Source organism: Phaeospirillum tilakii, from assembly GCF_042683125.1.
GTDB lineage: Bacteria > Pseudomonadota > Alphaproteobacteria > Rhodospirillales > Magnetospirillaceae > Phaeospirillum > Phaeospirillum tilakii.
The window spans coordinates 27,504-43,902 of the sequence record NZ_JBHUIY010000002.1 but is presented as its reverse complement, the minus strand read 5'-3'; the positions used below and the strand labels follow the sequence as shown (position 1 = coordinate 43,902).

At 69.5% G+C, this 16,399-nt stretch carries 18 protein-coding genes; 8 read left to right on the top strand and 10 right to left on the bottom strand.

Annotated elements, in window-relative coordinates:
• Positions 1-21: 21 nt before the first annotated feature.
• From ACFSNB_RS01255 to ACFSNB_RS01245, 3 genes are read right to left on the bottom strand one after another with little or no spacing between them, the layout of a single operon-like run.
• Positions 22-678, bottom strand: coding sequence for a class I SAM-dependent methyltransferase (locus ACFSNB_RS01255; protein WP_417629358.1), 657 nt, complete (start codon positions 676-678; stop codon positions 22-24).
• On the bottom strand, positions 672-1,583 hold the full coding sequence (gene ubiA, locus ACFSNB_RS01250; protein ID WP_377313717.1) for a 4-hydroxybenzoate octaprenyltransferase: 912 nt from the start codon (positions 1,581-1,583) through the stop codon (positions 672-674). Before ubiA ends, ACFSNB_RS01255 begins: the two co-directional genes overlap by 7 nt.
• Before the next feature lie 2 nt (positions 1,584-1,585).
• On the bottom strand, positions 1,586-3,280 hold the full coding sequence (locus tag ACFSNB_RS01245) for an EAL domain-containing protein (RefSeq protein WP_377313715.1): 1,695 nt from the start codon (positions 3,278-3,280) through the stop codon (positions 1,586-1,588).
• Between the two features lie 144 nt (positions 3,281-3,424).
• Between ACFSNB_RS01245 and ACFSNB_RS01240 the strand changes: the two genes are divergently transcribed.
• The 4 genes from ACFSNB_RS01240 to ACFSNB_RS01225 all read left to right on the top strand — a co-directional run bounded on the left by ACFSNB_RS01240 (position 3,425) and on the right by ACFSNB_RS01225 (position 6,938).
• A complete protein-coding gene (locus ACFSNB_RS01240) occupies positions 3,425-3,889 on the top strand; it encodes a MarR family winged helix-turn-helix transcriptional regulator (RefSeq protein WP_377313713.1) in 465 nt (154 codons plus the stop codon).
• Positions 3,890-4,030: 141 nt separating this feature from the next.
• Positions 4,031-4,195, top strand: a complete 165-nt coding sequence (gene rd / locus ACFSNB_RS01235; RefSeq protein ID WP_377313711.1) for a rubredoxin — start codon at positions 4,031-4,033, stop codon at positions 4,193-4,195.
• Positions 4,196-4,198: 3 nt separating this feature from the next.
• On the top strand, positions 4,199-5,359 hold the full coding sequence (locus tag ACFSNB_RS01230) for an NAD(P)/FAD-dependent oxidoreductase (protein WP_377313710.1): 1,161 nt from the start codon (positions 4,199-4,201) through the stop codon (positions 5,357-5,359).
• Between the two features lie 448 nt (positions 5,360-5,807).
• On the top strand, positions 5,808-6,938 hold the full coding sequence (locus tag ACFSNB_RS01225) for a type III PLP-dependent enzyme (RefSeq protein ID WP_377313708.1): 1,131 nt from the start codon (positions 5,808-5,810) through the stop codon (positions 6,936-6,938).
• Positions 6,939-7,173: 235 nt separating this feature from the next.
• Here the strand turns inward: ACFSNB_RS01225 and secF are convergent, their stop codons facing one another.
• The 6 genes from secF to ACFSNB_RS01195 form a co-directional block, all read right to left on the bottom strand.
• On the bottom strand, positions 7,174-8,115 hold the full coding sequence (secF, locus tag ACFSNB_RS01220; RefSeq protein WP_377313706.1) for a protein translocase subunit SecF: 942 nt from the start codon (positions 8,113-8,115) through the stop codon (positions 7,174-7,176).
• Between the two features lie 10 nt (positions 8,116-8,125).
• Complete coding sequence (gene secD, locus ACFSNB_RS01215; protein ID WP_377313704.1) at positions 8,126-9,694, bottom strand: protein translocase subunit SecD; 1,569 nt, start codon at positions 9,692-9,694, stop codon at positions 8,126-8,128.
• Between the two features lie 44 nt (positions 9,695-9,738).
• Positions 9,739-10,104, bottom strand: a complete 366-nt coding sequence (gene yajC, locus ACFSNB_RS01210; RefSeq protein WP_377313702.1) for a preprotein translocase subunit YajC — start codon at positions 10,102-10,104, stop codon at positions 9,739-9,741.
• Positions 10,105-10,238: 134 nt separating this feature from the next.
• Positions 10,239-10,832 carry a class I SAM-dependent methyltransferase gene (locus ACFSNB_RS01205; RefSeq protein WP_377313700.1) on the bottom strand — a complete coding sequence of 198 codons (594 nt, stop codon included), beginning with the start codon at positions 10,830-10,832 and terminating at the stop codon, positions 10,239-10,241.
• A gap of 115 nt (positions 10,833-10,947) precedes the next feature.
• A complete protein-coding gene (locus ACFSNB_RS01200; protein ID WP_377313698.1) occupies positions 10,948-13,038 on the bottom strand; it encodes a DNA translocase FtsK in 2,091 nt (696 codons plus the stop codon).
• Position 13,039: 1 nt separating this feature from the next.
• Positions 13,040-13,471 (bottom strand): PAS domain-containing protein, encoded by a 432-nt coding sequence (locus tag ACFSNB_RS01195; protein ID WP_377313696.1) that lies wholly within the window; start codon positions 13,469-13,471, stop codon positions 13,040-13,042.
• A 197-nt stretch (positions 13,472-13,668) separates the two neighbouring features.
• Here ACFSNB_RS01195 and ACFSNB_RS01190 point away from each other — a divergent pair, with 197 nt between their 5' ends.
• Both ACFSNB_RS01190 and meaB read left to right on the top strand, forming a co-directional pair.
• Positions 13,669-14,028 (top strand): hypothetical protein, encoded by a 360-nt coding sequence (locus ACFSNB_RS01190; RefSeq protein WP_377313694.1) that lies wholly within the window; start codon positions 13,669-13,671, stop codon positions 14,026-14,028.
• Between the two features lie 8 nt (positions 14,029-14,036).
• Positions 14,037-15,029 (top strand): methylmalonyl Co-A mutase-associated GTPase MeaB, encoded by a 993-nt coding sequence (gene meaB / locus ACFSNB_RS01185; protein ID WP_377313692.1) that lies wholly within the window; start codon positions 14,037-14,039, stop codon positions 15,027-15,029.
• 177 nt (positions 15,030-15,206) lie between these two features.
• Here meaB and ACFSNB_RS01180 read toward each other — a convergent pair whose 3' ends face one another.
• Complete coding sequence (locus ACFSNB_RS01180) at positions 15,207-15,587, bottom strand: hypothetical protein (RefSeq protein WP_377313690.1); 381 nt, start codon at positions 15,585-15,587, stop codon at positions 15,207-15,209.
• Positions 15,588-15,713: 126 nt separating this feature from the next.
• On the opposite strand from ACFSNB_RS01180, the gene ACFSNB_RS01175 reads away from it, so the two are divergent.
• Both ACFSNB_RS01175 and ACFSNB_RS01170 read left to right on the top strand, forming a co-directional pair.
• Positions 15,714-16,016: an STAS domain-containing protein gene (locus ACFSNB_RS01175; protein WP_377313688.1), complete on the top strand. Its 303-nt coding sequence runs from the start codon at positions 15,714-15,716 to the stop codon at positions 16,014-16,016.
• A gap of 14 nt (positions 16,017-16,030) precedes the next feature.
• Positions 16,031-16,396 carry a response regulator gene (locus tag ACFSNB_RS01170; RefSeq protein ID WP_377313686.1) on the top strand — a complete coding sequence of 122 codons (366 nt, stop codon included), beginning with the start codon at positions 16,031-16,033 and terminating at the stop codon, positions 16,394-16,396.
• The last annotated feature ends 3 nt before the right edge of the window (positions 16,397-16,399 follow it).

Below are 16,399 nucleotides of genomic sequence, written 5' to 3'. Positions count from 1 at the left end.
CCCGGAGAAGGGCTCCAGGTTTCATCCCGCCAGAGTATAGACGGTGACCGCGCGGCGGGTCCGATCCTCCAGTTCGAGGCTGGTTTCGACCTCGAAATCGGCCAGCCGGCGCAGGCCGTGACGGGGCAGATAGGCCCGGCCGGGATCGGCCATCACCACCGTCGCGCCGTCGGCGGCCAGCCGCTTCAGCCAGGGCCAGATGTGCCCGGTCATCGCCGCCTCGTAACAGACGTCGCCGGCCACCACCAGATCCCAGCGGCAGGGCGCGCCGACCAGATCGCCGCACACCACCTCGACCGCCACCTGATTGAGGTCAGCGTTGAGGGCGATCGCGGCGGCGGCGAGCGGGTCGATCTCGGCCGCCTCGACCCGGGCGGCGCCGAGCCGGGCGGCGGCGATCGCGCTGACGCCGCAGCCGGCGGCGAAATCGAGCACCCGCCGCCCCGCCGCCTGTTCGGGATGGTCGAGCAGCCAGCGGGTCAGCGCCTGACCGCCGGCCCAGCAATAGGCCCAGTAAGGCGGGGCGAGGCCGCTGCGCCCGGCCCAGGCCTCGGTCGCCTCCCACAGCGGGGTGACCGCGCCGCCGCTCCACAGCCGGATCTCCGGGCAGGCGGGCGGACTGGCCGGGGCGGTGTGGGCGCGGATGAAGGCGGCCGGATCGGCGGGCGCGCTCACCACACCCGCCCGGCGACGATGGCGAGCAGCAGCAGCCAGCCGAACCAGCGGTTCGACTTGAACCGGAGCAGGCAGTTGGGCGAATCGTCGATATCGACGGTGCGGATCTGCCACACCAGCTGGGCGGCGGCGACCGCCAGCAGCGGCCAGAACGGCCAGGACAGCCCGGCGGTCCAGCCGGCGGCGGCGATCAGGGCCAGCGCCAGCCCATAGAAGCCCCACAACGCCGGCACGGTATGGCGCCCGAGCGCCAGCGCGGTCGATTTGACCCCGACCAGGACGTCGTCCTCCTTGTCCTGGTGGGCGTAGATGGTGTCGTAGCCCAGCGTCCAGAACAGGCCGGCGACATAGAGCAGCAGCGGCGGCCAGTCGAGATCGCCGCGCACCGCCGCCCAGCCGACCAGGGCGCCCCAGTTGAAGGTCAGCCCCAGCCAGGCCTGCGGCCAATAGGTGATCCGCTTCATGAAGGGATAGGGGAACACCAGCAGCAGCGAGGCGGCGCCGACGCCGATGGCGAACCAGTTGAGCTGGAGCAGCACCAGCAGCCCGACCAGCAGCTGGGCGGCGAGGAACCACAGCACCTGACGCGGGCTGACCGCGCCCGAGGGAATCGGCCGGGTGGCGGTGCGGGCGACCTTGCCGTCGAAATTGCGGTCGGCCCAGTCGTTGACGGTGCAGCCGGCGCCGCGCATCACCACCGAGCCGAGCGCGAACAGCAGGCACAGCCACAGATCGGGCCAGCGTTCGGCCGCCAGCGCGGTGCTCCACCAGCAGGGGAACAGCAGCAGCCAGGTGCCGATCGGCCGGTCGAGCCGCATCAGCCGGCAATAGGGCCCCCAGGAGGGGGGCAACCGGTCGATCCAGCTGCGCACCGGGATGTCGCCCTGAAGCAGAGAGGGGGGGGCCATGACTACGCGTTCGCTCCCGTCTTGAAATAAAGCAGCCCCTTGCGCCAATCGAGCGCCGGGGTCCGCCACGCCGTGAGCGGATCCTCGCCCGACGGACGCTGTGGCTTGCCGAAATACCAGCCCTGGCCGAAGCGGACCTTCAGCACCCGCAGCAGCGCCGCGGTTTCCTGATCCTCGACATATTCGGCGGTGGTGGTGATGCCGAGATCGGTGCAGAGCTGGACGATCGCCTTGATGAAGGAGACGTTCTCGTTGCTGCGCATCGCATCGCGGATGTAACTGCCGTCGATCTTGACGTTGTCGACCTTCAGCGCCCGCAGGTAATGGAAGGCGGCATTGCCGGCGCCGAAATCGTCGAGACAGACCTCGTGCCCCTGGGCGCGGATGCCCTGGATCACCTCGTTGACCGCGCGCAGATCGAGAATCTCGGCGGATTCGGTCATTTCGAACACCAGCCGCCGCCGCAGGTCGCCGGCCCCGGCCAGAATCCGCCGCAATTCGCGCACCACCGCCGGATCGGACAGCGAGCGCCCCGACAGGTTGACGGCGAAGCGCAGCGAATCCGACCGCGCCACCGGCGAGCGCATGATCCGGATCGCGCGTTCGAGCAAGGCGAGGTCGAGCATGCCGACCATGCCGACATCCTCGGCGAAGGCGACGGTCTCGTAGGGCGAGCGGGCATCGTCGCCCTGGAACCGCACCAGACATTCGAAATGATGGACCACGTTGGTCCACAGATCGACGATCGGCTGGAACATCAGGTCGAAATCGCCGCTGCCGACCAGCTGGCGCACCTCGTTCATCTGCCGCACCGTCGCCGACAGCCGGGGCTGGAGGTCGCGCATCAGGCTGGCGAGGTCGCCGCCGTTGCGGCTGTCGCGCGAGAAGCGGTTGAGGGTGTAGGTCAGCGCCCGCGCCGCCTCGTCGGGCGGGATGTCGGCGACGTCGAGCACCAGGGTGGCGACCGAGGCCGACAGCGCCGGCGCCTCGGGCAGGGCCTCGCGCGCCGCCAGGGCGACAGATTCGCTGATCGCCCCGGTCGAGACCGAGGCATCGTGCAGCACGCCGAAATGACCTTCGTCGAACTGACCGACCGCGTCGCCGCCGACCGACAGGCTTTTCAGCCGGGCACTCAGTTCGGCGGCGAACCCGGCCGGCAGGGTGCCGCGCTCCTCGGCCGACAAGGCGGCGAGGTCGGGCAGTTCGACCAGGGTCAACTGATAGGGCTGGGCGGGATCGCCGTCCTCGAGCAGATGCGCGGCCATCGCCTGGAAACTGTCCTTGTCGAGCAGACCGGTCTCGGCGACCCGGCTTTCGCGCGGCGGCAGGCCGCCGGGATGGCCGAACGCCAGCAGCAGCCGGTCCGGCTGGGCGGGATTGGGATAGCCCGACAGCACCACGTCGACCGCGCGGGATTCGGGGCGCAGCAGCCGCAGCCGGGCGTTGCGCACCCGCTCGCCCCGCCCCATCTGCGCCAGCGCCTGATCAAAGACGTCATGATCGTCGGGATGGACCAGCCGGCGCACCGGCTGGCCGGTCAGGCCGCGGGCGCCCTGGCCGAGCAGCGCCATCGCCGCGCCGACCGCAAAACCGATTGTCCCCGCCGCATCGACCTCGACCAGCACATCGGCGGCCGCAAACGCGAACGCGACGTAGATGTCGCTGGAACGGCCGAGATCGTCCCGTTTCGCCGTCATGGTTCCATGCCCATCCATCATGGATGGCGGCAGCCTAGCCGCTATTTCCGCCGCTGTCATCCCTACGCTCCCGCCGGAGCGGACTTGTCGCGAAGTGTGACGAGGGCGGTTGCCGGGCCGGGCGGAACCCCCTATACTCCGCCCGTGACCCAGCCCTATCTCGACATAATTCGACTGATCGAACGGCTCCACCGGCACTTTCTCGATGTGCTGCGGACCGAGTTGCGCCGTCTTGCGGTTGAAGACATCAACGCCGTCCAGGCCTTGTTACTCTACAATATTGGCGAGAACGAGGTGGTGATTCGCGACCTGAAGGATCGCGGCTATTATCACGGCTCGAATGTTTCCTACAACATCAAGGCTCTGACCGAATCCGGCTACCTGACCCAGGAACGCTCGCCCCACGACCGCCGCTCGGTGCGGCTGCGGCTGACCGACAAGGGCCTCGCCTTGTGCGGCGCGATCCACACCCTGCAGGACGGGCTGGCCGAGACGATCACCGGCGAGAGCGGCACCCCCGAGCGGCTGAACACCACCCTCGACACCCTGCTGCGGCTTGAGCGCACCTGGACCGATTTCGTCCAGTACGGCAAGGTCCGCCCGCTCTGATCTGCCCGGCCGGCCGCGCCGCCCGCAAAGGACGGCGGCGCCGGCGGGGATTCCCCCCTCTTGACCTCTCCCGCGCCGAAGCCAAACTGTAGGAAAGCGCGGGGGCTTTCCCGTCCCACCGCGACCAAGGGAGGGAACGGCATGAAGCGGTATCAGTGCGCGGTGTGCGGTTTCGTTTACGATCCGGCGCTCGGCCTGCCCGACGAGGGCATCGCCCCCGGCACCGCCTTCGAGGATCTGCCCGACGACTGGATCTGTCCCGAATGCGGGATGAGCAAGGCCGAGTTCTTCGAACTGGAGGACTAGGCGATGGACGACCGGCCCGGACTGGTGATCGTCGGCAGCGGGCTCGGCGGCTACGGCCTCGCCCGCGAGCTGCGCCGCCGCGACGCCAAAATGGCGATCACCGTGGTGACCGCCGATGGCGGCGAAGCCTACACCAAGCCGATGCTGTCGGCCGCCTTCGCCCTCGGCAAGGATCCGGCCGGGCTGGTGCAGAAGAGCGCCGCCGCGCTGGCCGCCGAACTGTCGTTGCAGGTGATGACCCATCATCGGGTCGAGGCGATCCATCGCGACCGCCGCCGGCTGGTGCTGCGCCGCCCCGACGAGGGCCGGGGCGAGATCGGCTATGAAAAGCTGGTGCTGGCGCTGGGGGCTGACCCCCGCCCCTACCGGGTCGAGGGCAGCGCCGGGGCCGGGCTGTTCACCGTCAACGATCTCGAGGATTACCGGGCGTGGCGCGCCGCGCTGCGGCCGGGGGCGCGGCTGCTGCTGATCGGCGCCGGGCTGATCGGCTGCGAGTTCGCCAACGATCTCGCCACCGCCGGCTTCGCCGTCACCCTGGTCGATCCGGCGCCATGGCCGCTCGGCCGGCTGCTGCCGCCCGAACTCGGCGCCGCGCTGGCCGCCGCCCTGCGCGGGATCGGCATCACCCTCCATCTCGGCCGCTCGGTCGCCGCCTTCGCCCCCGGACTGGCCCGGCTCGACGACGGCACCGAGGTCGCCTTCGACCGCGGCCTCAGCGCGATCGGACTGGTGCCGCGCACCGGTCTGGCCGCCGCCGCCGGGCTGGCGGTGGGGCGCGGCATCCTGGTCGATCGTCTGCTGCGCAGCAGCGATCCGGCGATCTTCGCCCTGGGCGACTGCGCCGAGACCGAAGCCGGACCGCTGCCGTTCATCGCCCCGCTGCTGGCCGAGACCAAGGCGCTGGCCGCCACCCTGACCGGCACCGACACCCCGCTGACCCTGCCGGCGCTGCCGGTGGTGGTGAAGACCCCGGCGCTGCCGACGGTGGTCTGTCCGCCGCCGCCCGGCGCCGACGGACATTGGCGGGTCGAGGACGCCGGCGGCGCGCTGACCGCCCGCTTCGTCGGCCATGACGACAGCCTGCTCGGCTTCGCCCTGTGCGGCCCGCAGGCCGCCGCCGAGGCCCGCAAGCTGGCCGCCACCCTGCCGCCGCTGCTGTCCTGAGCGGGTCGCGGTTCGATGAAATTTTCCCGCACGGTCCAATTTGGTCTTTTCATCGCGTCAAAACAGCGTATATAGCGGTCTCAGGTGAGACGTACAGCGCACGTGCCTCTGGCTGGGTTTGAGCCAGGCAACGACGTCCAAGGCGTCTTCTGGGTGCAGGCGGGGTCAAGCCCCCGGTGCTTGGAGGGACTCTTATGAACGCGATTGCCCGGCACGCAGGTGCTGCGTCCGCCCTTTCCATACCCTCCTCGCAAGCGGTCAAACCCCGGCAGGCCTGGGCCATGCTGTGGGTTGACGTGCGAAGTACGTCCGAACGGGTCTGACGGCACCCCTGTCCGTGCCGTTGTCCCGCGCCCCCGTGTCCGCCTGATCGGCCGACCGGGGCAACACTCCCTTTTTCCGTATCGTCGCGCGGGCCCCGCCGGGCCCGATCGGAGTTGTTTTCGCCATGACCGCCAAGATCTCCCGTTTCCTCGAGGAAGTCCGCCCCGTCACCCCCTGTGTCGTGGTCGATCTCGACGTCATCCGAGACAATTATTACAGCCTGCGCCGCTGGCTGCCGCTGGCCCAGGTCTATTACGCGGTGAAGGCCAACCCGGCCCCCGAGATCGTGCGGATGCTGGCCGGGCTCGGCTCCAGCTTCGACGTCGCCTCGCGCGGCGAGATCGATCTGTGCCTCGCCAACGGCGTCGCCGCCGAGGCGATCTCGTTCGGCAACACCATCAAGAAGCAGCGCGACATCGCCTACGCCTATGACCGGGGGGTGCGGCTGTTCGCCTTCGACAGCGAGGCCGAACTGGAGAAGCTGGCCGCCGCCGCCCCCGGCGCCCGGGTGTTCTGCCGGCTGCTGATGACCTGCGACGGCGCCGAATGGCCGCTGTCGCGCAAGTTCGGCTGCGAGTTCGAGATGGCCCGCGACCTGCTGGTGCGCGCCCGCGACCTCGGCCTCGACCCCTACGGCGTGTCGTTCCATGTCGGCAGCCAGCAGACCGACCTCGCCCAGTGGGATCTCGCCGTCGGCAAGGCGGCGATGCTGTTCACCGCGCTCGACGAGGCCGGGATCGACCTGCGGATGGTCAATCTCGGCGGCGGCTTCCCCGCCCGCTACCGCAAGGACATCCCGGCGATCGAACGCTACGCCGACGCGGTGATGACCGCGATGACCAACCATTTCGGCAACAACATCCCGGCGATGATCATCGAACCCGGCCGCTCGCTGGTCGGCGACGCCGGCATCCTCGAAACCGAGGTGGTGCTGATCAGCCGCAAGAGCTACGACGAAAGCGTCCGCTGGGTCTATCTCGACGTCGGCAAGTTCGGCGGCCTCGCCGAAACCATGGACGAGGCGATCAAGTACCGCATCCAGACCGGCCACGAGGGCGATGACACCGCCCCGGTGGTGCTGGCCGGCCCGACCTGCGATTCCGCCGACATCCTCTACGAAAAGGCCCAGTACGAAATGCCGGTCACCCTCGCCGTCGGCGACCGCGTCCGCATCCTCTCGACCGGGGCCTACACCACCTCCTATTCGGCGGTGAACTTCAACGGCTTCGAACCGCTGAAGGCCTACTTCATCTAACGGCCGACCCTCCCCTCGCCCGCCCCGAACCGTCGGGGCGGGCGTTTTTTTGCGCGGGCTCTGCCCGCCCCCGCCAAGGGCCGAAGGCCCTTGGATCCCTTTCCTTGCCCTTCGCGCGGCAAACACCCACGCCCAAGCTGACAGGCCGGTCCGTGCCCGACCATCAATGGGATCCAAGGGCCTTGCGGCCCTTGGCGGGCGTGGGCGGAGCCCACATCCCGATATCAGCGCCGGGTCACGGCGTCGGGGCGGGCTCGGCGTCCTTTTCCCGATCCTTGCCGCTGCGCAGGTTGAAATAGATCAGCATCGGCATCGCGACATAGATCGACGAGTAGGTGCCGATCACCAGCCCCCACAGCATCGCGATGGCGAAGCCGCGCAGCACCTCGCCACCGAAGAACAGCAGCGCCAGCACGGTGACGAACACCGTCGCCACGGTCAGGATGGTGCGGGCCAGGGTTTCGTTGACCGACAGATTGATCAGGTCGTAGATCGACATCGTCTTGTATTTTCGCAGGTTCTCGCGAACCCGGTCATATTCGACGACGGTGTCGTTGACCGAATAGCCGGCGATGGTGAGGATCGCCGCCACGGTGGTGAGGTTGAATTCGAGCCCGGTCAGCGCGAACAGGCCGAAGGTGGTGATCACGTCGTGGAAGGTCGAGATCAGCGCCCCCACCCCGAACTGCCATTCGAAGCGGAACCAGACATAGACCGCGATCGCCCCCAGCGCCAGCACCACCGCCAGCACGCCGTCGCGCACCAGTTCGTCGCCGACCTTGGGGCCGACGATCTCGACCCGGCGGTAGGAATAGGCCGAGCCGAGGGTGTCCTTGACCTTGGCCAGCGCCTCCATCTGCGCCTTGTCGCCGCCGTCCTGGCGCTGGACGCGGATCATCACGTCGCGGCCGGTATCGCCGAACTGCTGGAGGCTGACCTCGCCCAGGCCGAGGGTGGACAGGCTGGTCCGCATTTGGTGCAGATCGGCCGGGCCGTTGGTGGACTGGGCCTCGATCAGGATGCCGCCGGCGAAATCGATGCCGAAATTGAAGCCCTTGACCACGATCAGGGTCAGCGAGCCCAGCACCAGGCACGCGGTGATGCCGAAGGCGATCAGGCGATAGCGGATGAAATCGAACTTGGTGCCGTGGGGCAGGAAGCGATCGATCAATTGCATGGTTCGGTCCTCAGGCCAACGGCAGGGCTTTGAGCCGGCGCCAGCGCACCCAGCCGATCACCAGCATCCGGTTGACCAGGACGGCGGTGAACAGCGAGGCGAGCAGGCCGAGCGACAGGGTGACGGCGAAGCCGCGCACCGGCCCCGAGCCGAACTGGAACAGCAGCGCGCCGGCGACCAGGGTGGTGACGTGGGCGTCGAGGATGGTGGCGAAGGCCCGGTCATAGCCGGCCTGCAACGCCGACATCACGCTGCGGCCGTTGCGCTGTTCCTCGCGCATGCGCTCGTAGATCAGCACGTTGGCATCGACCGCCATGCCCATCGTCAGCACCACGCCGGCGATGCCGGGCAGGGTCAGGGTGGCGCCGAGCGCCGACAGCGCACCGAGCAGCAGCACCAGATTCATCAGCATCGACAGGTTGGCGAGCAGGCCGAGCGAGCCGTAGATCACCAGCATCGTCGTCACCACCAGCACCAGGCCGATGACGCAGGCGATGGTGCCGGCCCGGATCGAATCCGCGCCGAGATCGGGGCCGACGGTGCGCTCCTCCAGCACCTGGAGCGGCGCCGGCAGGGCGCCGGCCCGCAGCAGCATCGCCAGATCCTGCACCTGCTGGAGGGTGAAGCCGCCCGAGATGATGCCCGAACCGCCGAGGATCGGCTCGTTGATCCGGGGCGCGCTGATCACCTTGTCGTCGAGGACGATGGCGAGGAAGCGGCCGGAATTCTCGCGGGTGGCGTCGCCGAACTTCTTGGCCCCGGCCGAATTGAAGCGGAAGCTGACTACCGGGCGGCCTTCGGAATAGGTGGCGCGGGCGTCGGTCAGCATGTCGCCGCCGACCTCGACCCGCTTGCGCACCACGTAATTCTCGGGCAGGCCCCGGCCCTGCTCGTTGCCGGGCAGCAGCATGTCGCCCGGCGGCACCCGGCCGCGCAGGGCGTCCTCGACGCTGGCGGTGTCGTCGAGCAGATGGAAGGTCAGCTTGGCGGTCTTGCCCAGCAGCGACTTGATGTGGTCGGGATCCTTGACCCCGGGCAACTGGACCACGATGCGGTCCTGGCCCTGGCGCTGGATCGACGGCTCGCGGGTGCCGAGCTGGTCGATGCGGCGGCGGACGATTTCAAGCGACTGATCGACCGCCGCCAGCTTGCGCTGCTTCAGCGCCTGATCGGTGTAGCGCAGGGTCATCAGGCCGTCGGTGCCGACCTCGAGCTGGGCCTGTTCGTCGATCTTGCGCAGCAGCGGCGCCGCCCGCTCGCGGTCCTCGGCATCGAGGATGCGAACGGAGACGGTGTCGCCATGCTGGCCGAGATCGCCGTACTTGACCTTTTCCTTGCGCAGGGTGGTGCGGATCGATTCGACCAGACCGGCGATCTGCTCCCGCACCACGTAGCCGGTATCGACCTCGAGCAGCAGGTATGACCCGCCCTGGAGGTCGAGGCCGAGGCTGACCGGCTGCAACCAGCCGGGCATGCGGTCGGTGACGTCACGCGGCAGCAGGTTGGGGGCGGAGAACAGCAGGCCGGTCAGCCCCACCAGCACCGCCACGACGATCTTCCATCTGGGAATTAGGTTCATGTCCCGGCTCGTGGTCGGAGGAGAAAGCGAAAAGACGCCGACGCTTACTTGTCGGCGTCAGCCTTGTCGGCGGAAGCGGCGGCCGCCTCGCCCTTGCCCAGCACCTCGGCGACGGTGGCGCGGACCACCCGCACCCGCACGCCCTCGGCGATCTCGATCACCAGTTCGGTGTCGCTGACCACCTTGTTGACGGTGCCGATGATGCCGCCCGAGGTCACCACCCGGTCGCCCCGGCGCAGCTCGGCCAGCATCTGCTTGTGCTGCTTCATCCGCTTCTGCTGCGGCCGGATCAGCAGCAGGTAGAACACGACGAAGATCAGGACCAGCGGCAGGAACTGCTGCAGCACGTCCATCGTCCCCATCGACGGGGCGGAAGCGGCGGCCTGGGCGTAAGCGGTCGAGACGAACATGGTGGACGACTCCTCGGGAAACGGGGCGTTCGGTCAAAAACGATGCGGGACTATACCGGTCCGGCGCCCAGTTGCAAACGTCCAGTCGCCCCGGGCGCCCTGGTGGAAAACACCGACCGGCCCCGACCGCAGACTCAATGAAACAGGAACACGCAGAAGTCGCTGGGATGGTAATCGTGACGCAAGATCACGTTCTTGGTCAGCGAGAAGCAGAAATCCAGCATCTTGCAGGGGTCATAATAATGAAAGTCACGCCCCCCGCCGCGGGTCTCGCGACTGGCCATGCTCATCACGCAATGGCTGGTGCAGGATTTGTACATCGCCTTCAGCATCCGCCGCATCAACTCTTCGTTGCTGCCGAGTTCGATGTTGATCGGCCCGACCGACAGGATCACGTCGAACGGAGTCTCGGGCGGATCGACCAGGATGTTGCGCCGCTCGAAGACCAGATCGGGCGCGTTGGCGCGGCAGACCTCGACGAACTGCGGATTGATGTCCCAGCCGGTATAGCGGGCGGAGGGCGCCCGCGCCTTCAGCGCCGGGGCGAGATCGCCGAAGCCGCAGCCGACGTCGAGCACCGACATGCCGTCGAGCGGCCCCTGCGACAGCACCGCGTCGAAGCGGGCCTGCTGGGAGTCCCTCGACCGCCAGCCCAGGCTGCCGTCGCCGCCGCGATGGCGGGCGAACAGGGAATCGTGGAAATCGTTGATGGTCTTTTCGTAGCTCATCGGCTCCCCCCGATCCGGCCGGATGCCGGCAGCGGCAGGCTACACCCCCCGCCCCCGGCCGGCCCATGCAACCCCGGCATGGGAGGTCCGGGGCGGGGGCACGGCCGCCCCCGGCTCAGGACTCGGCGGCCTCGCCGTTCTCCGACCAGCGCCGGGCCAGCACCTCGCGCTTGCCCTGATGGTTGGAGGGCGACACCACCCCCTCGGCCTCCATCCGCTCGACCAGCCGGGCCGAGCGATTGTAGCCGATCTGCAACTGGCGCTGGATGAAGCTGATCGACACCTTGCGCTCGCGGGTGACCAGCGCCACCGCCTGATCGTAGAGATCGTCGCCGCTGGTGAAGCCGCCCTCGTCGCTGCCGCCGCCCCCGCCGCGCAGGTCCTCGTCCTCCTCGTCCTCGGTGATCGAGCCGAGATAATCGGGCTCGCCCTGCGACTTGAGGTGGGCCACCACCTGCTCGACCTCGGTGTCGGAGACGAACGGGCCGTGGATGCGGGTGACCCGGCCGCCGCCCGACATGAACAGCATGTCGCCCTGGCCGACCAGTTGTTCCGCGCCGGATTCGCCGAGAATGGTGCGGCTGTCGATGCGCGAGGTGACCTGGAACGAGATGCGGGTGGGGAAGTTGGCCTTGATCGTGCCGGTGATGACATCGACCGAGGGGCGCTGGGTCGCCATGATCAGATGGATGCCGGCGGCGCGGGCCATCTGGGCCAGACGCTGGATCGCCACTTCGAGATCGCGCCCGGCGACCATCATCAGGTCGGCCATCTCGTCCACCAGCACCACGATGTGGGGCAGCGGCTTGAGGTCGATCGGCTGTTCCTCGAAGATCGGCTCGCGCGAGGTGCGGTCGAAGCCGACCTGGACGCGGTGGCTGACCTTCTGCCCGGTGGCGGCCAGCTCGGTCAGGCGGGCGTTGTAGCCGTCGATGTTGCGCACCGCCAGCAGGGCCATCGCCCGGTAGCGCGCCTCCATCTCCCGCACCGCCCATTTCAGCACCCGCACCGCCTTGTCGGGGTCGGTCACCACCGGGGTCAGCAGATGCGGGATGCCGTCATAGACCGACAACTCCAGCATCTTGGGATCGACCATGATCAGGCGGCAATCCTCGGGGCGGAAGCGGTAGAGCAGCGACAGGATCATCGCGTTGATGCCGACCGACTTGCCCGAGCCGGTGGTGCCGGCGATCAGCAGATGCGGCATGCGGGCGAGGTCGGCCACCACCGGCTCGCCGGCGATGTCCTTGCCGAGCGCCAGCGGCAGCCGGCCGGAATGCTGGAGGAAGGCCGGGCTTTCCAGGATCTCGCGCAGATAGACCGTCTCGCGGATCGGATTGGGCAGCTCGATGCCGATCACGCTGCGGCCCGGCACGATGGCGATGCGGGTGGTGATCGTGCTCATCGAGCGGGCGATGTCGTCGGCGAGGTTGATCACCGTCGAGGATTTGGTGCCGGGCAGCGGCTCGAACTCGTACAGGGTGACCACCGGGCCCTGGCGGACCTCCATGATCTCGCCCCGCACCTTGAAATTGCGCAGCACGGTTTCGAGCATGCGGGCGTTGGTGGCCAGCGCCTCCTCGTCCTCCTCGACCCGGCTGCGCGGCGGCGGCTGCTGCAACAGCGCGATGTCGGGCGGCTGATAGCCCTCGGGCGCGGGCTCCGGCTCGGGCGGGGGGATCACCGCCGCCCGCACCGGATCGGGGGCGAAGGACGGCGCTTCGGGACGCTCGGGCGGCGTGACCGTGGCGCGCGGCACCGACAGCACCAGCGGGCCCGAGGCGGCCGGCGCGGCGGCCGGCACGGCGGCGGAGGCCGGAACCACGGGAGCCGGGACCACGGGGGCCGGCGCGGCGGGAGCCGGAACCTGGGGCGCGGCGGCGGTCGGGGCCGGCGGCGGATCGAGATCCGGCCCGGCCTCGTCGGCCTCGGCGCCGTCATCCCAGCCGCCGGCGGGGCGGGCGAAGCTCTCGCCCCATTCGACCCCGGCGGCGAAGGCGAAGGCGGCGGCGGCGGCGGGGCTCTCGGCGGTCTGGCCGGTGCCGTAGGCCACGGTGGCCTCGGGCCGGCCGGGGAACACCTCGACGTCCCACTCGACCGAGCCGTCTGGCCAGCGATGGCGCACCAGACGGAACGGCTTGCTGTTGACCGCGCACCAGAAATTGAAGTCGGCGGCGGTCATGCTGTCGTCTTGGGCGGGGCTCATGTCACTCCAGGCGGTAGACGGCGACGATGATCTTCTCGACGGCACCGGCGCCGTCGAAGAAGGGCAGCAGCAGGCGTTCCCAGGTCTGGGTCTGCCCGTCGAAATCGGCGGTGTGGCGGCGCGCCACCGGGGCGCGGCCATGACGGATGGTGTCGTATTCGCGGGCCAGCACCGCCCGCTGCGCCTCGGGCAGCTGGTCGATCGAGCGGCCGACCATGTCGGTGCCGAAGGCGGCGGCGAGGTTGGCGCCATAATAGGCGTAGCGGGTCTCGCCGGCGGGATCGACATCGACCACCACCATGTTGTCGAGCCAGCGGCGCAGCATGGTCGGGCTGAGGTCGGCGGCGGAGGGCAGCCCCCGGCTGCCGCCCTGTTCCAGCCACCAGCGGCGCAGGGCGATCAGATGGGGATGACGAAGCAGGTCCAGATCCATGGTCGGCACGCCCGATGCTGCAACGAGCCGGGAGGGCCGGGGCGCGACGCGCCCCCGACCGTTCCGCGGTGCGCGACTGTAGCCAACCTCGCCGCGTCGCTCAATCGTCGTGATCGGGCGTCGTGATCGGCGATCGCCCGCCGCCGCCGCCGCGCCACGGCGACGGCCGGTGACAGCGGCCGGCCGGTCGCGCTAGCATGGCGCCGATGTTCGCCTGGATCGCCCGCCTGTTCGGCGCGGCGCCGGCGGCCCGGGCCCCCGCCCCCGCCCGCCGCGCCGCGCCCGCCGCGTCCCCGCCGCCCCGCCCCGCCGCCGCGGTGACGGCGGCGGCGGAACGGGCGCGCCTGCTGCGCGAGGCGGGCGAGATCCACCGCGCCAAGCGCAAGATCCTCGACGCCCTGTCGGACGAGGACCGCGCCAAGCTGGTGTCGATGGCGATCCTGGCCTTTCTCGACCAGAAGGATCAGCCGCCGCCCCAGCCGCCGCCGCGTCCCCTGCCGCCCCATTCCGCCGGCCCCGCGCCGGCCTCGCCCCCTCCCCGTCCCCGCCGGAAGTGACCCCGCCCGTGACCCCTGCCCCGCTCGATCCCGTCGCCCTGGCCCAAGGCGTGCGGGCCGGCCAGCGCCGTGCCCTCGCCCGCGCCATCACCCTGATCGAATCCACCCGCGCCGACCACCGCGCCGCCGCCGAGGCGCTGCTGAGCGAGCTGATGCCCCATACCGGCGGCGCGGCCCGGGTCGGCATCACCGGCGTCCCCGGCGCCGGCAAGAGCACCTTCATCGAGAGCTTCGGCCTGCATGTGCTGGCCCAGGGCGGCCGGCCGGCGGTGCTGGCGGTCGATCCGTCCAGCCCGCGCACCGGCGGCTCGATCCTCGGCGACAAGACCCGGATGGAGGAATTGTCACGCGACCCGCGCGCCTTCATCCGCCCCAGCCCGTCCGGCTGCACCCTGGGCGGCGTCGCCCGCCGCACCCGCGAGGCGATGCTGGTGTGCGAGGCCGCCGGCTTCGACGTGATCGTGGTCGAGACCGTCGGCGTCGGCCAGAGCGAGACCGCCGTGGCCGACATGGTCGATATGTTCCTGCTGGTGCTGGTCCCCGGCGGCGGCGACGAATTGCAGGGAATCAAGAAGGGCATCGTCGAACTGGCCGACGCGGTGATCGTCAACAAGGCCGACGGCGACCTCGCCGCCGCCGCCGCCCGCGCCGCCCGCGATTACGCCAGCGCCCTGCACCTGCTCGCCGCCCCCGGCGACGGCTGGCAGGTGCCGGTGCTAACCTGCTCCGCCCTGACCCGCACCGGAATCGATTCGGTGTGGCAGACGGTGTTGCGCCACCGCGACAGCCAGGGGGCCAGCGGCGCCCTCGCCGCCCGCCGCGCCGCCCAGGCCCACGCCTGGATGTGGAACGAGATCTCGGAAACCCTGTTGCAGAGCCTGCGCGACGACGGCCGCATCGCCGCCCGGCTGCCCACGCTGGAACAGGCGGTCGCCGACGGCCGGCTCGCCCCCGGCGCGGCGGCGCGCGAACTGGTCGCCCTGTTTCGCGGCGAAGGCTGAGGCGCGGGCTCTGCCCGCGAGCCCGCCGGGGCGATGCCCCGGACCCCCTTGGTTTTCATCGATAAAAAAGGGGGAGGTTTGGAGGCGCCAGCCTCCAAGCGGGCCGGCGGGCGGCAGCCCGCCTCACCTGTGTCTGTTTGCGCGCGGAGCGCGCGGGGCGGTCGCCCGCCTGACCGTTCAGAGCCGGCGCAACCTTTTGACGAACACCCAGTAGGTGCCGAGGATCGGGCTGACCTTGAAATGGATCCGCACCTTGTGCGGCAGGCGCGGGGTGGCGCAGTCGAACACCACGTTGAGGTCGCCGGCCTCGACCCCCCGGCGGAATTCACGGATCAGCAGGGAATTGCCGGCCCAGCGCGCCACTTCGGCGAAGAAATCGCGCCCGAGCGGCGAGGGCCGCCCGGACTCACCGTCGTCGGGCTCCGTGTCATTGTAGGACAACACCCGGCCGTCGGCGTCCAATTCAGCGGCGCCGTAGGGTATTTTACTGAGGTCGTCGGGGCCAAGTGCCGTCAAGGGATTGTCGGTGTCGCCTGGATCAAAGGCATACACCGTCATGTTCCACGGACCGGCTTGAGTGGTTATTTTGGCCATGCACACGCCCGGACGGTTCGGCTCTTACGAAAGTTTAGCATTTGCCGTATCATTCTGAGTCGGTCCACCGAAGAAGTTGGCGAAACCGGCATGGAAGTCAAGGACTCGGACGGGCGGCTCGAGATCGAACTGCCCGAAATCGTCGATCTTCCCGCAGCGCGTGAATTGCGGGAGCATCTGCTCGACGTGCTGGGTCGTGACGGCACCGCCGCGCTGACCCTTCAGGCCGACCGGGTCGCCCGGCTGTCGACCGCGGCGATCCAGGTGATGATCGCCGCCGGACGCGATTTCGCCGGCGGCGAACGCCCGTTCGCCCTGGTCCGCCCCACCGCCTCCATCGTCGAAGCCTTCGCCCGGCTCGGCCTGGCGGACGAACTGCGCAAGATCACCTGAGCGAGGAGATGCCCATGGGCAAGTGCATTCTGGCCGTCGACGATTCCAAGACCATGCGCGACATGGTGTCGTTCACCCTGCGCGGGGCCGGCTATACCGTGATCGAGGCGGAAAACGGCGTCGCCGCGCTGCGCGCCCTCCAGGGCCAGAAGATCGACGTGGTGATCACCGACGTCAACATGCCCGAAATGGACGGCATCACCCTGGTCCGCCGCCTGCGCGGCCTGCCCAGCCATGCCGGCACCCCGATCCTGATCCTCACCACCGAAAGCGAGCAGGCCAAGAAGGAGGAAGGCCGCGCCGCCGGCGCCACCGGCTGGATCGTCAAGCCGTTCAGCCCGGAGAAACTGTTGCAAATCGTGGCAAAAGTCTGCCCCTGAGGG